This is a genomic window from Tsukamurella paurometabola, from assembly GCF_900631615.1.
GTDB lineage: Bacteria > Actinomycetota > Actinomycetes > Mycobacteriales > Mycobacteriaceae > Tsukamurella > Tsukamurella paurometabola_A.
This window is the reverse complement of record NZ_LR131273.1, coordinates 2,984,845-2,999,376: the sequence shown is the minus strand read 5'-3', so window position 1 is coordinate 2,999,376 and position 14,532 is coordinate 2,984,845. Positions and strand designations below refer to the sequence as shown.

The window sequence follows — 14,532 nt, the reverse complement described above, 5'->3', positions numbered from 1 at the left end:
CGAACATACTGACATGTCGCGCCGCTCAGCTCGGCTCGGGAGGAGGGGAGCCACGAGTTTCAGCCGCCCGCTCGCTCTCCTCGTCGCGGGCGCGCTGTTCCTCGAGAACCTCGACGGGACGGTGCTACAAACCGCTGCGCCCGCCGTCGCCGACGAGTTCGGGGTCGTGCCGGCGGGAGTGAGCCCCGCGATCGTCGGCTATCTGCTGGCCGTTGCGGTGGCCATCCCCGCCGCGGGATGGATCGCGGAGCGGTACGGCACGCGGCGCGTCTTCCTGTGGTCGGTCGCCGGGTTCACAGTCGCCTCGGTGGCGTGCGCCCTCGCTCCGGACCTGCTGTGGCTGTGCCTTTTCCGCATCGCCCAGGGCGTCGCGGGAGCGCTGATGATCCCGGTGGGCCGGATCGCGGTCCTGCGGTCGGTGCGACCGGTCGACCTGCTCGCGGCGATGGCCTATCTGACGTGGCCTTCGCTGATCGCACCGGTGATCGCGCCGTCCGTCGGTGGCGCCATCACCGACGCCCTGGGCTGGCGGTGGATCTTCCTGGTCAACGTGCCGATCGGGGTCGCGCTGGCGGTGGGCGGCGCGTGGCTGATCCCCCGGAACGAGGTACGGATCCGGACCGCGCTCGACCGCTGGGGCTACCTGTGCACGGCAGGCGCGGTCGTGTGCCTGACCGGCGGCGTCGAGCTCCTCCAGGGCGGCCGGCCGTGGGCCGTCACGGGGCTGCTCGGGGCGGCCGTGCTCCTCGGCGCCACTGCGGCGCGGGGCATGATCCGGCGCGAGCATCCGCTGTTCGACCCGGCCGTCATGGGCATCAAGACCTTCCGCGCGGGCAACGTGAGCGGCTCGGTGTACCGCCTCGTGATCACCGGGGCTCCGTTCCTGTTCGTCCTGCTCTTCCAGGCCGGCTTCGGCTGGAGCGCGACGGCGGCCGGCGCCATGGTGACCGCGGTCTTCGTCGGCAACCTGGGAGTCAAACCGCTCACCTCGCCGATCATCCGGCTGCTGGGATTCCGGCGTACCCTGGTGTGGTCGATCATCGCGGGCGCGGCGACGCTGCTCGCCTTCGCCTGGGTCCACGCGGCGACGCCGACGCCGGTCATCGCCGTGCTGCTCGTGTTCTCCGGGGCTGTCCGGTCGATCGGCTTCAGCGCGTACAACACCGTCATGTTCGCCGACGTGCCCGCGCCCCTGCTGCCCGCCGCGAACGGCCTGTCGTCCACGCTGCAGCAGGTGGGCACCGCCCTCGGCGTCGCGGCGGCCGCGGCGGCGGTCCGGCTCGGTACCGGCCTCGCGGGGCCGGACGCCGGCGAGCTCGGCTACCGACTCGCCTTCGTCCCCTTCGCCGCCCTCCTGCTGCTCCCCCTCGCCGGGGCACTCCGCCTCCCGGCGGCGGCTGGCGAGCACGCCAGGGCCCGACGGTGACGGGCACCGTCGGGCCGCGAGATGGAACGGATCAGAGGACGACCGTGACGCCGGTCGCGGCGGAACGCCGTGCGGCCTCGAGGGCGCGGGCCTGCGCGATCGCATCGTCGCGGCCGAACGCCGGGGCCGCTCGCCCACCGAACGCCGCGCTCGCAGCCTCGAACTCGAGCCGGTACGCGTCCTCGTTGTCGGGCCTCGGCGGCGTGAGCCGGTAGGCGCCGTCCGGGTCCACGGGCAGTCGTTCCGACCGCTCCGCGCGGATCAGGTCGACGGTGCCGGACCGGCACAGCCACGGATCGTCGACGACGATCCGTCCTTCCGTGCCGACGAGCTCGAGCTGGTCGCGCCGCTCGAGATCCAGCCCGACGTCGATCAGCCCGACGACGCCGTCCTGCAGTTCGAGGACCGCGGAGGCCCGCAGGTCGTGGCCCGCACCAGTGCCGGCCGGATCGGCGACCCGAACAGCGCGCACCGTCGACGGTTCGCCGCCGAACAGCCGCACCGCGCTGACGCAGTAGCCGCCGAGGTCCGCCAACGCGCCGCCGCCGAGGTCGGTCGTGCGCCGTATGTCACCCGCGGGGGCACTCACGCTGAGTGCGGCGCGGACGAGCGCGAGCTCACCGATCGAGCCCGCCGCGAGTAGCCGGCGGACCGGCCGCGTCTGCGGGTGCAGCCGCCACATGAAGCCCTCGATCGCGAGCCGCCCCGCGCGCTCCGCGGCGTCGAAGACGGCCGTCGCCTCATCCGGGTCCAGGGTGAGCGGCTTCTCGCACAGCACGTGCTTACCGGCCTCGAGCGCCCGAATCGTCCACTCGCCGTGGAGCGTGATCGGCAGCGGCACGTACACTGCGTCGATCCCGCCGTCGGCGAGCAGCTCCTCGTAATTCCCGTAGGCGACGGGCGAACCCACCTCCGCCGCGTAGGCGGCGGCGCGGTCGGCGTCACGGCCCGCGACGGCGGCGAGCTCCGCCCCGTCGGCCGCGGCGATAGCGCGGGCGGCGACCCGGCCGATCCCGGACGTCGACAGCAGGCCCCAGCGCACCGTCACGCCCGGACCTCCACCACCGCGCCGGTGCGGAGCGACTCCGCGGCGGCATCCGCGAGAAGCAGTGCCGCCCGGCCGTCGTCGAAGCCGGGGGACGCCGTGCCGCCGGTCTCGGTCATCGTGATGAACGCGTCGAGCTCGGCTCGGTAGGCCGGGGTGTAGCGGTCCAGGAAGAAGTTCAGGACCGGTCCCGCGGCATCGGTGTGCGTTGCACCGGAGAAGGTCACGGAGGTCTCGTGCTGGTTGGCCGCGCTGAGAGCGCCCCGCGCACCGAAGGCCTCCAACCGCTGGTCGTAGCCGTACGCGCAGCGCCGGGAGTTGGTGATCGTCGCCAGCTGACCTCCGGCACCGCGGAGCACCACCATGGCACCGTCGACATCGCCGGCCGCGCGGATCTCCGCGGAGATCAGGTTCGACCCCAGGGCCGACACGGCCACCACCTCGCCGAGGAAGAACCGGGCCAGGTCGAGGTCGTGGATCATCATGTCGCGGAACAGCCCGCCCGACGAGGCCACGTAGTCCGCCGGCGGCGGCGCGGGGTCGCGGCTGACGATGGTGAGCTGCTCCAGCGGGCCGATCTCTCCGGCATCGACGCGGCGGCGGACCTCGGCGAACGAGGAGTCGAACCGCCGGTTGAACCCGAGCATCACCCTCGCCGTGAGCTCGCCCAGGTCCGCGCGGCACGCGTCCACCCGGGCGATGTCGAGGTCGATGGGCTTCTCGCACAGCACGGTCCGCCCCGTCCGTACGGCGCGCGTGAGCAGGTCGACGTGCGTGGGCGTCGGCGAGGCGACGACGACGCCGTCCACGTCGGTGGCCGCCAGGACCTCCTCGACGTCGGTCGTCCAGGCCGCGCCGCAGCGCTCGCCGACCTCCTTCGCAGCCGCCTCGATCGGGTCGAAGACCCACGTCAGCTCGGCACGGTCGCTCGCCGCGACGGAATCGGCGTGCACCCGCCCGATCCGCCCGCAGCCCAGTACCGCGATCCGGGTCCGGTTCATCGCACCTCCTCCAGGTTCTGCGCGGCGCGCAGGGTCTCGACGGCCAGCGCGACCGATTCACGCTGGCCCAGGGTGTAGTCCTCGTTCTCGATGGACAGCGGTCCGTCGTAGCCCGCGTGCCGGAGTGCGGCGATGAACCGCACCCAGAAGTCGACCCCGTCGGGGTGGCCGGTGCCGACGGCCACGTAGTTCCAGGCCCGCTCGTCCGTACGCGGGTTCGGGACGGTCTCCAAGCGGGAGGCCACGGAGGCGCGGTCCTCGATCCGGGTGTCCTTGGCGTGCACGTGATGGATCGCACCGTCCAGGGCATGGATCACGGACATCGGGTCGGCGCCCATCCAGATCAGGTGGCTGGGATCGAGGTTCGCGCCCACGGCGTCGCCGACGGCCTCCCGCATTCGCAGCAGCCCCGGCGCGCTGTAGACCAGCTGGTTGGCGTGCATCTCGACCGCGATACGGACGCCGCGGGACCGGGCGTCCTCCGCGATCGGTCCCCACCACTCGACCGCCCGCTCCCACTGGTAGTCCAGGAGTTCCAGGTTCTCGGGCGGCCACACGGTGGTGATCCACGGCGGCACGGTGTCGCCCGGGTAGCCGGGGAGTCCCGACATCGTGACCACCGTGTCGATCTCGAACTCCTGCGCCAGCTGCAGCGCGCCGCGCAGCACGGCGGCGTCGCGCTCGCCGTGGCGCGGGTGCAACGGGTTGCCCGCGGCGTTGAAGGCCTCGAGCCGCAGGCCGCGGGAGGCGATGTCGCGGGCGAGGGCCGCGCGGGCGGCACCGTCTCCGAGAAGCTCCGCGAGGTCGGCGTGCGGGGCGGGCGACCACCCGCCGTGCGCGCCGCCCAGGCCGATCTCGACGGTCTCCACGCCCAGCTCGGCGGCGGTGTCGAGAGCGTCGGCGCGGGTCAGGTCGGAAAGGCTGTCGGTGAGGAGTCCGATCTGCACGTCAGCCCCCGATCCCGGACGTCGCCGGCGCCGACAGGCCGAACAGGCCACGGCGGCGGACGAAGGAGTCGTCGGGGACACCGATCTCCGCGAGTCCGGCGACCCCGGAGGTGAACAGGGCGCCGTCGAGCGGAAGGGGGACGGTCGCGCCGAGCGCGCCGGACGCGTACGCGGCCACCGTGATCTCGAGGATGTGGCGGGCGACCGCGGCGTCGACGACGGGCGCGCGGTGGCCGGCGATCGCGTCGGCGAAGTCGAGCACCGTGTCGCGCATCGACGCGGCGATGAGGGGCTCCAGCTCGGCGCCCGCCGGAAGGTCGACGGTCCGCGTCCCGGACTCCGTGGTGACGGTGAGGGATTCGAACGGCGCCCACGGCATCGTCCCGTCCGCGCGGTAGTGCGCGACCGCCCGGCCCCGGTCCCCCTCGACCGCGATGCCGCCCTGGCCCACGCCCCAGGCGATGTTCACCATCGCGACGCGGCGTCCGGCCTCGAGGCGGCAGAGCGCGATGCCGTCGACGGCGTCGCCGTCGGCGACGCTGTCCACGAAAGCGGACACGCGTTCCGCGCGGGCGCCGAGCAGCGACTCGGCGAGGTACACGCCGTGCAGCATGTCGACCAGCACCCCGCCTCCCGCCTGTGCGGGATCGTGTCGCCACGCGGGCCGGTAACCCGCGGCGCCCGGCAGGTCCAGGACGCCCATCATGTCGACCCGCGTCGTCCGGATCTCACCCAGCTCACCGGAATCGATGATGGCCTGCAGCGCAACGACCTCCGGGAAGAACAGATAGTTCGCGACCACCGCGAGCACCGTGCCCGCCTCCTCGGCGGCGGCGCGCATGGCCTCGGCGTCCGCGGGGACGGCGGCGATCGGCTTCTCGCACAGTACGTGTTTGCCGGCGCGCGCCGCGGCGATCGCGACCTCGCGGTGCAGGTGCTGCGGGGTGCACAGGTCGAGCGCGTCGACGTCGTCGCGGGCCAGCAGGTCGGCGACGTCCGCGTGCACCTGTTCGGGCGTGAGCCCCGCGGCGACGCGGCCGAGTTCGAGTCGCTCCGGTGTCGGATCGGCGATGCCGACGATGCGGAACCGGTTGTCGGCGGCGAGATAGGCGGGGATGTGGAAGCCCAGGGCGATGTTGCCGCAGCCCACGAGGGCCACGCGGATCGGCTCGGTCATATTCTCTCGATTCGGATGGGGGGGTGGTCAGGTGTCGACGGCGACGGGGCGCCCGGCCCCGTCGGACCGGATGGCGGCCTCGACGACGGCGAGTGTGCGGACGCCGTCGTCGACGTCCGGGAGATCGGCGAGGTGGGGGGCGGGGTCCTCGCCGAGCCCCTCTGCCATCAGAGCGAAGGCGAAGTCGCGGTACAGGTTCGCGAAGGCGAGGGCGTACCCGTCCGGGTGCCCGGCGGTGAACCGGGCCGCAGCGAGAGCGGCGGGGCTCGCCCCGGGACCGGCCTTGGTGAGCAGACGATCGGGCTCGCCGTCCGCGCGCCACCACAGGATCTCCGGGGCGTCGTGGTCCCAGGCGAGGCTGCCGCGGTCGCCGTACACGGTGACCGCGAGGCCGTGGGTCGCCCCGGCGGCCTGGGAGGTGCTCCAACACCGCCCGCGGGCACCGTCCTCGAAGCGGAGGGTGAGATAGGCGTTGTCGAACGCGACGTGGCGGGGGTCGACCCGCGCGAGTTCCGCAGCGACCGTCGTGATGCGCCGGCCGGCGACGAACTCCGCGAGGTGCAGTGCGTGCGTGCCGAGATCGGCGATCAGCGCCGTCACCCCGCCCTCGGTCCCGTCCACCCGCCAGGAGCCGGGCGGGGTGGCCGCCGAGTACATCCCGCTCGCGAACCTGCTCTCGACCAGGGTGATCCGGCCGAGGTCGCCCCGCGCGACCATCTCCCTCGCCTGGCGCACCATCGGATAGCCGCTATAACAGTGCGTGAGTAGGAGCCGACGCCCCGAGTCCGCGACCAGCGCCGCGACCCGGCGGCCGTCCGCCACGGTCTCGGTGAGCGGCTTCTCGCACATCACGTGGAAACCGGCCGCGAGGAGGTCGCAGGCGATCTCGGCGTGGCTCGACGGCCGGGTCGCGACGATCACCGCGTCGACGCGGTCCGCCCGCGTGGACTCCCCCGCGATCAGGGCGCGGTGGTCGGCGTAGGTGCGGTCCGGCGGCACGAGCCACGACCGCGCGGTGGCCGCGTTGGTCTCCGGGCGGCGGGAGAAGGCACCCGCGACCAGGTCCCACAGCCCGTCGGCGCGGAGCGCGATCGCGTGGGTCTCACCGATGTAGCTGCCGATCCCGCCGCCGATCATCGCGACGCGAAGGCGTCGCCCGAAGCGTTCCAGGAGCGTCTCCGCCACCGGATCACCTGCGCAGTTCGTGGCTGAGGGTCTCGAGCTCGTCACCGCCCGCCATCTGCGAGGTCAGCTCCTCGAGACTGATCTCGTCGTAGGTGCAGTCGAGCTTCTGCCGGCCGCGGTTGAGCAGCACGAAATGGTCTCCCACCATGTACGCGTGGTGCGGGTTGTGCGTGATGAAGACGACGCCGAAACCCTGCTCCTTCGCCGCGGTGATGTACCGCAGGACCATGCCGGACTGCTTGACGCCCAGCGCGGCCGTCGGCTCGTCGAGGATCAGCACCCGCGCGCCGAAGTAGATCGCGCGCGCGATGGCGACGCACTGCCGCTGGCCACCCGACAGCGAGCTGATGGGGGCGTCCACGTCGGGCAGGTCGATGCCCATCTTGAACAGCTCCTCCTTCGTCGTCGCGCGCATGGTCTGCACGTCGAGGCTCTTGAGGAATCCCGAGCGCAGCTCCTGTCCGAGGAAGAAGTTGCGCCACACGGGCATCAGCCCCACCACGGCCAGGTCCTGGTAGACCGTCGCCACGCCCTTCGCGAGCGCGTCCTTCGGCGAGTCGAGCGTGGTGACCTCCCCGTCGATGAGCACGTCGCCCTCGCTCGGCTTGTGCAGGCCCGCCATCGTCTTGATCAGCGTCGACTTACCGGCGCCGTTATCGCCGAGCACGCAGGTGACCTCACCGGGGTACACCCGGAGGTTGATCCCCTGGAGCGCGATGATGTTGCCGTACTGCTTGCCGACGTCCTTGAACTCGATCAGAGCTACCTTGTCGTCGCCGGTCTCGGGGCGCTCGGCCTGAATGTCGTCCGTGGTCATCGGGTCACCTCTTCGCGGCGAAGTTGCGGAATGCGTTGTTGGCGATCACGGCGAACAGCAGCATGATGCCGAGGAAGAACTTGAACCAGTCGGGATTCCAGCCGGCGTACACGATGCATTGATTGACCATGCCGAAGATGAAGGCGCCGATCATCGCCCCGACCGCCGTCCCGTAGCCGCCGGTGAGGAGGCAGCCGCCGATGACCGCACCGATGATGTAGAGGAACTCGTTGCCCACGCCCTGCCCGGACTGGACGGTGTCGTAGGCGTACAACAGGTGCTGGCCGACGAACCAGGCGCAGAAGGCCACGAACATGAACAGACCGATCTTGACCTTGGTCACCGGGACACCCACGGCTCGTGCGGAGTCCTGGTTGCCGCCGACGGCGAAGATCCAGTTCCCGACGCGAGTGCGCATCAGGACGTAGGTGGCGACGGCGGTGAACAGGATCCACCAGAGCACCGTCACCTTGAGCCCCACGCCGAAGACGTGGATCGTCGACGAGAAGACGGCCTGGGCCGAGGGGAAACCCTCCATGTCCGCGATGGTCGGGGTGGCGACCTGCCCGGTGACCATCTTGGTGACCGCCAGGTTGATGCCGGTGAGCATGAGGAACGTCGCCAGGGTGATGAGGAAGCTGGGGATCTTGGTGCGCATCACCATGTAGCCGTTGAAGGCACCCACCGCGAGTGACAGGCAGAGCGCGAGGAGCGAGCCCACCCAGGTGTTCAGGTGCAGGTTGTAGGCGAGCATCGACGCCGCGAGCGAGGAGAAGGTCACCGCGACCCCCGTCGAGAGGTCGAACTCGCCGCCGATCATGAGCACGGCGACGCCGCAGGCCATGATGCCGATCGTCGAGCTGGCGTAGAGCACCGTGGCGAAGGCCTCCGGGCTGCGGAAGGGTGGTGCCACGATGAGGAAGAAGACGAAGATGGCGACGGCGCCGATCAGCGCTCCGACCTCCGGTCGGAGGATCAACCGCTGGAGCGGCTTCTGCTTCTTGACCCGTTCGTCCGTGACGGGCGTGTGCGTGCTGAGGTCGAGGGCCTCGTCGGTGGTCATCAGCGGGTACCGCCCTTGGCGAGCTCGGCGACCTTGTCGACGTTGGTCTTGTCGATGAAGGCGGGGCCGGTGAACACGGCCTGGCCGCCGCCGATGGTGTTGCCGTTGATGATCTGCAGCCAGAGCGAATCGATGGCGAGGTAGCCCTGCAGATAGGGCTGCTGGTCGACGGCCCACGCGACCTTGTCGTTCTGGATCGCGCCCACGAGCGCGGCGTTCGTGTCGAAGGTGACGATCCGGGCCTTCGACGCCGCACCCTCGACCGCCTTCGAGGCGGTGAGCGCGAAAGGCGCGCCGAGGGCCACCACGGTGTCGATGCTCGGGTCCTGCTGCAGCTTGGCGTTGACCTTCGACTGCACGTCGGTCATGTCCTCGCCGTTGACGTTGAGGTTCTCGACGGTGCCGCCGGTGAGGCCGGTCCGCACGCCCGCACAGCGGGATTCGAGCTGCACCTGGCCCTGCTGCTGAATGATGCAGATCGCCTTCTTCGCGCCCTCCTTGGACAGTCGTTCCCCGACCGCGACGCCGGCGGTGGTCTCGTCCTGGCCGAAGTACTGCTGGATGCCCATCCGTGCGTAGTCGTTGTAGCCGGCGTTGAACGCGGAGACCGGGATGCCCGCCTTCTGCGCGTTCTGCACGACGGCCTGGAAGGCGTTCGGCGTGGACAACGTGAGCGCGATGCCGTCGACCTTGCTGTCGATCGCGGCCTGGACCAGATTCGCCTGGTTGGGCGCCTGCGGGTCGTTGGAGTAGCGGAGGGTGACGTTGTCCTTCTTCGCGGCCATCTCCGCGCCCTTGCGGATGAGATCCCAGAAGGTGTCACCGGGCTGCTGGTGCGTGACCATGGCGATGGTCAGTCGCTTGGTACCCGCCGAGCCGACGCCGGCACCGCCGTCGCCGGTGTCGCGCGGCGCACCGCCCGTGCTGGAGCAACCCACCACCGTGATGAGCGCGGCCGTGCCGGCCGCGGTCGCGGCGAGCAGGGTGCGGAGCCTTCGCGGCCGCTGCGTGGTCTTCTTCATTGCTGTGTCCCTTCGACCTCACCGAGTGAGACGACCCACTCGCTGAGCTGAATGTAGTACAGATCACATCGCTTGCCTAGTATTTGTTCAGACATACGCACATTGAGGCGATTCCGCGACTCAGCGAGTGGGAGCGGTCGTGCTGCGCACAACCAGTCTCGGTGCGAGAACGCGACTCTCGCGAGCGCGCGACGACGAGGCCACGGCGGCGTCACCCGGCGCCATGCGGCCGTGGAGAAGCGTCCCCGCGTGCCGACCCACGTCGAAGCTGCGGTCGTCGACGGTCGTCAGGCCGATCAGCCGCGTCGATGCCAGCGAGGTGTCGTCGTAACCGACCACGGAGAGATCCTCCGGGACGCGAAGGCCGCGCTCGCGCGCGGCGCCGAGGACGCCGACGGCCATCACGTCGTTCGCAGCGAAGACGGCGGTGATCCCCGCGTCTCTGCCGAGCAGATCGGACGCGGCACGGAAACCGGCCCGGTCCGATGCCTCTCCGTGCCACGCGGCGTCGATCACGGTCACACCGAGGCGGGACGCCTCGGCCGCGAACGCCGCGCGCCGCACCTCCCCCGCGCCACCGCCGGCACACACCTGCCCGATGGTGCGATGCCCCAGTTCCACGAGGTGCCGCGCCACCAGCCGCGCCCCCTCCGCATCGTCGTTGGCCACGGCGTCGAAGCGTGCATCCCGCACCGCTCGCGTGCCCGCGACCACGACCGGCGGCAGCGCGAGATCACCGCGGCCGAGCAGTGACCGGGGCGGATCCATACCGAGGACGAGCCCGTCGACGCGCATCGCCAGCATCGATTCGACGGGGTCCTCTGCCTGATCCGCGGTGGCGACGTCGACGACCGCGAGCCGGTACCCGGCCGGCCCGAGCGCGGCGTGCAGCCCGCGCACGAGGTCGACGAACCACAGGTTCGTGTAGTCGTCGATCAGGACTCCCACGGTTCGCGTGCGCCGGGCCGCAAGGTTCGCCGCCGCTCGGCTGGGCCGGTAGCCGAGCTCCGCGATCGCCTGCTCCACCGCACGCCGCGAATCGTCCCCGACCCGCGGCGATCCCTGCAGCACGAGCGAGACCAGGGACTTCGATACTCCGGCTCGCGTCGCGACGTCGTAGATCGTCGGCCGCTTCTCCGCCATGCCACCTCCCGATTGACAGGACATATGAACATTAGTCATCATTGTTGTTGGAGCGCTCCAACTCGCATCGACACTAGGTCGTGACGGAGCTCGCATCAACCCGTGAAGGAGGGAACATGAGCAGTACCGGCATCGGCGTCGCCGTGATCGGCGCAGGAATGGCGGGCAAGGCCCACGCCGCCGGCTACCGATCGGCCACGGCCGTCTACGGCCCCGGGCTCCCGGATGTACGCCTGGTGTCGATCGCCGACGCCTACGAGCCACTGGCCCGGGAGACCGCGCGACGGTACGGATTCGAACGCCACGACACGTCATGGCAGGCGATCGCCGCTGCGGACGACATCGACGTGGTGAGTGTCGTCGTGGCCAATTCCCTGCACCGCGAGATCGTCGAGGCCCTCCTCGCCGCGGGTAAGCACGTGCTGTGCGAGAAACCGCTGTCCGACACGCTCGACGACGCCCACGCCATGGTCGCGGCCGCGGACACGGCGGCCGGTCGCGGCGTGCTGGGCAGGATCGGACTGACCTACCTCCGGTCGCCGGGTATCGCCCTGCTCGGCGAGCTGGTACGCAGCGGCCGTCTCGGACGGCTCATCAACTTCGACGGTGCGTACTGGACCGACTACGCCTGCAACCCCGACGGCCCCATCTCGTGGCGGTTCAAGGGGCCCGCGGGATCCGGGGCCCTGGCCGACGTCGGCAGCCACCTCACCTACATCGCCGAACTGTTCGGCGGCCCCGTCGCCACCGTGCGCGGCGCGACTCTGCACACCGCCTACCCGACCCGGCCGAAACCGCTGGGCCGGGTGATCGGTCACGAGCACGCCGAGGTCGGCGACGAGCGCGACGTGGTCGAGAACGACGACGTGGCCGGATTCTTCGTCGATTTCGCGGAAGGCGGGACGGGCGCCCTCCAGGTCTCGCGCGTCGCGGCCGGACATCCCAACACGCTCACGTTCGAGGTGTTCTGCGAGCGCGGCTCGGCCTCGTTCGACTTCCGCACCCCCGGCCAGGTGCACGTCGCCTTCGCCGATGACGACGCCGCGCTGGGCGGCCCGCGCACCGTGACCCTCGGCCCCGACCACCCGTACTGGCGGGACGGGCTCGCGATGGACGCGCCCGGCGTGGGGATCGGCCAGAACGACGGCTTCGTCTTCCAGGCCCGCGCCTTCCTCGAGGAGGTCGCAGGCCTCCCCGCGGACGAATCGCTGCCGCGCAACGCGGACTTCGCCGACGGCCTGCACAACATGGCCCTGATCGACGCCGTCGCGCGGTCCGCGCTGGCCGGCGGGGCACCCGTGGACGTGCCCGCCCTCCTCCCCCACCCCTGACCCCCTCGACGGAGACACCACCATGAGACTCGGCCTGTACAACGCGATCTACCACGACCGCCCGCTGCCCGACGCGCTCCGCGCGATCGCCGGCGTCGGCCTCACCGGCATCGAGATCAACACCGGCGGATTCCTACCGCCGGTGCACGTGCCGAACATCGCCGACATCCTCGCCAGCGACACCGCTCGCGACGAGTACCTCGGGATCTTCGAGGGCACCGGCGTCGCGATCGCAGGGCTCAACTGCAACGGCAACCCCCTGCACCCGAACCCTGCGATCGGCGCGCGGCACGCCGACGACATCCACCGTTCCATCCGGCTCGCCGCGCGGCTCGGCCAGCACCGGGTGGTCACCATGTCGGGCCTACCGGGAGGCGATCCGGGTGCGATGCACCCGAACTGGGTGGTCAACGCGTGGAACTCGGCGGCGCTCGACGTGCTCGATCACCAATGGGAGATCGCCACCGCTTTCTGGCGTGAGACGGATCGGATCGCCCGTGACCACGACGTGAAGATCGCCCTCGAGCTGCACCCGCAGAATCTCGTCTTCAACAGCGCGTCCGTGCACGAGCTGGTCGAGCGGACGGGCTCGACGAATCTCGGCGTCGAGCTCGACGCCTCACATCTGTTCTGGCAGCAGATGGACCCCGTCGCCGTGGTGCGCCACCTCGGCGAGCTCGTGGTGCACGCCGCCGCGAAGGACGTGCGCATCAACCCGGAGCACGCGGCGCTGAACGGCGTGTTGGACAACTCCTTCCGCCGGCTCGGGCCCGACGAGGCCCGCACCAACCTCGGCGGCGACGAGTGGGCCAACGAGTGGCCGAAGCGGTCGGCGTGGGACTTCGTCGCGCTCGGCAAGGGCCACGAGGTCGCGTACTGGACCGAATTCCTGCGCGCCCTGCACGAGGTGGACCCGGACATGCTCGTCAACATCGAGCACGAGGACACCGAGCTGGGCCGGGAGGAGGGCGTGGCGGTCGCCGCCGATGTCCTCCTCGCCGCCGACGCGGCACTGACCGCCTCGCTCGGCGCGTGACGGACGACGGTGCCGACGGCCCGCGGACCGTCGGCACCGCGACCCGTGCGGGACTACCCGAGCGCGATCCAACGCCCCTCGTCGACCGAGCGGGTCATGGCGTCGAGCGCACGGGCGCTGCGCACCGCGTCCTCCACGGTGGCGCCCTCGGGGACGCCAGTGACGATGGAACGCAGGAAGTGCTGGGCCTCGATCACCTTGAGGTCGTCGTAGCCCATCGGATTCGCCGCCCCGGGCTGGAACGCGGCGTAGTCGCCGCTGCCGGGGCCGACGTGCACCGTCGCGACCGGCTGATCCTGGAACTCGGTGCCGAACGACGCCTCGAGCTCGCCCATGCGACGGTAGTCCCAGCGCACCATTCCGGCTGTGCCGTGGATCTCGAAGCCGTAGGAGTTCTGCTCCCCCACCGCCACTCGGCTCGCCTCCAGCACGCAACGCGCACCGGACGTGAGGCGCAGCTGCGCCGACAGGTAGTCCTCGTTCTCGACGGGGCCGCGCACCCCGGAGGTGGCGAGCTGGTGGCCCGACGTGGCGCCCGTGGGCTCCGACCGCTCCGGGATGAAGATCGCGGTGTCCGCGACCACCGCGTCGATGCCGCCGAGGAGGTAGGTGATCAGGTCCACGCCGTGCGACCCCAGGTCGCCCAGCACACCGTTGCCGCCGCGATCGCGGTGGTACCGCCAGGTCAGCGCACCGTCGGGGTGCGCGGCGTAGTCGCTGAACAGGCGGAACCTCGCGTGGGTGACGGCGCCGAGCCGCCCGTCGGCGAGCATCGCCCGGGCCGCCTGGACGGCGGGGGCGTTGCGATAGTTGAAGCCGACGGTGGTGCGGCGGTCGTTGCGCGCCGCGGCCTCGGCGACGGCGGTGGCATCGGCCGCGGTGAGGCCGACGGGCTTCTCGATCCACAGGTGCTTCCCGGCGTCGAGTACCGCGACGCCGATCTCGCGATGGAGGAAGTTCGGCACCGTGACGGAGACCGCGTCGATCGCCGGGTCGTCGAGAACCGCGCGCCAATCGGTGTACGAGGCCGCCGCCCCGAAGCGTGCGGCGAAGTCCTCGGCACGCCCCGGGACGTCGTCGGCCACCGCGGCCAGCACGGGCACTGCGGGACCGTCCGGGTAATGGTGCGGCACACGGGCGTACGCCTGCGCGTGCACTCGGCCCATCCAGCCCATGCCGATCACCGCCACCCGCACGCGGGCCGGGTCCTGCTGCGTCTCGTCGCGCACCATGCGCCACCTCCGTCGTCGTCGTTCCGAGCCAACACTCTCAACAATGCCAGAGAAGAACATTAATGTCCTGACATTATTTCAATCTTGTGAAACTACTTGCCAAACCA

Annotated in this window: 13 protein-coding genes; 3 read left to right on the top strand and 10 right to left on the bottom strand. The window is 71.0% G+C overall.

What is annotated here, in order from left to right:
- Positions 1-13 precede the first annotated feature (13 nt).
- On the top strand, positions 14-1,426 hold the full coding sequence (locus ELY19_RS14960) for an MFS transporter (protein ID WP_126196926.1): 1,413 nt from the start codon (positions 14-16) through the stop codon (positions 1,424-1,426).
- Positions 1,427-1,457: 31 nt separating this feature from the next.
- Here the strand turns inward: ELY19_RS14960 and ELY19_RS14955 are convergent, their stop codons facing one another.
- The 9 genes from ELY19_RS14955 to ELY19_RS14915 form a co-directional block, all read right to left on the bottom strand.
- A complete protein-coding gene (locus ELY19_RS14955) occupies positions 1,458-2,474 on the bottom strand; it encodes a Gfo/Idh/MocA family protein (RefSeq protein ID WP_197715900.1) in 1,017 nt (338 codons plus the stop codon).
- Positions 2,471-3,472 (bottom strand): inositol 2-dehydrogenase, encoded by a 1,002-nt coding sequence (iolG, locus tag ELY19_RS14950; RefSeq protein WP_126196925.1) that lies wholly within the window; start codon positions 3,470-3,472, stop codon positions 2,471-2,473. The genes ELY19_RS14955 and iolG overlap by 4 nt, the downstream gene beginning before the upstream one ends.
- On the bottom strand, positions 3,469-4,419 hold the full coding sequence (locus ELY19_RS14945) for a sugar phosphate isomerase/epimerase family protein (RefSeq protein ID WP_126196924.1): 951 nt from the start codon (positions 4,417-4,419) through the stop codon (positions 3,469-3,471). Before ELY19_RS14945 ends, iolG begins: the two co-directional genes overlap by 4 nt.
- Position 4,420: 1 nt before the next feature.
- Positions 4,421-5,596, bottom strand: coding sequence for a Gfo/Idh/MocA family protein (locus tag ELY19_RS14940; protein ID WP_126196923.1), 1,176 nt, complete (start codon positions 5,594-5,596; stop codon positions 4,421-4,423).
- A 27-nt stretch (positions 5,597-5,623) separates the two neighbouring features.
- Entirely contained in the window at positions 5,624-6,781 is a 1,158-nt protein-coding gene (locus ELY19_RS14935; protein WP_126196922.1) for a Gfo/Idh/MocA family protein, read from the bottom strand.
- Positions 6,782-6,785: 4 nt separating this feature from the next.
- Complete coding sequence (locus ELY19_RS14930; RefSeq protein ID WP_126196921.1) at positions 6,786-7,598, bottom strand: ATP-binding cassette domain-containing protein; 813 nt, start codon at positions 7,596-7,598, stop codon at positions 6,786-6,788.
- Between the two features lie 4 nt (positions 7,599-7,602).
- Complete coding sequence (locus tag ELY19_RS14925; protein WP_126196920.1) at positions 7,603-8,661, bottom strand: ABC transporter permease; 1,059 nt, start codon at positions 8,659-8,661, stop codon at positions 7,603-7,605.
- The gene (locus ELY19_RS14920) at positions 8,661-9,683 is read right to left on the bottom strand and encodes a substrate-binding domain-containing protein (protein ID WP_126196919.1); all 1,023 of its coding nucleotides are present in this window, start codon (positions 9,681-9,683) and stop codon (positions 8,661-8,663) included. Before ELY19_RS14920 ends, ELY19_RS14925 begins: the two co-directional genes overlap by 1 nt.
- Positions 9,684-9,803: 120 nt before the next feature.
- Entirely contained in the window at positions 9,804-10,826 is a 1,023-nt protein-coding gene (locus tag ELY19_RS14915; RefSeq protein WP_126196918.1) for a LacI family DNA-binding transcriptional regulator, read from the bottom strand.
- A 116-nt stretch (positions 10,827-10,942) separates the two neighbouring features.
- Between ELY19_RS14915 and ELY19_RS14910 the strand changes: the two genes are divergently transcribed.
- On the top strand, positions 10,943-12,157 hold the full coding sequence (locus ELY19_RS14910; RefSeq protein ID WP_126196917.1) for a Gfo/Idh/MocA family protein: 1,215 nt from the start codon (positions 10,943-10,945) through the stop codon (positions 12,155-12,157).
- A 22-nt stretch (positions 12,158-12,179) separates the two neighbouring features.
- A complete protein-coding gene (locus ELY19_RS14905; protein ID WP_126196916.1) occupies positions 12,180-13,193 on the top strand; it encodes a sugar phosphate isomerase/epimerase family protein in 1,014 nt (337 codons plus the stop codon).
- A 53-nt stretch (positions 13,194-13,246) separates the two neighbouring features.
- On the opposite strand, the gene ELY19_RS14900 is transcribed toward ELY19_RS14905, so the two are convergent.
- Positions 13,247-14,425, bottom strand: a complete 1,179-nt coding sequence (locus ELY19_RS14900; protein ID WP_126196915.1) for a Gfo/Idh/MocA family protein — start codon at positions 14,423-14,425, stop codon at positions 13,247-13,249.
- Between the last annotated feature and the right edge of the window lie 107 nt (positions 14,426-14,532).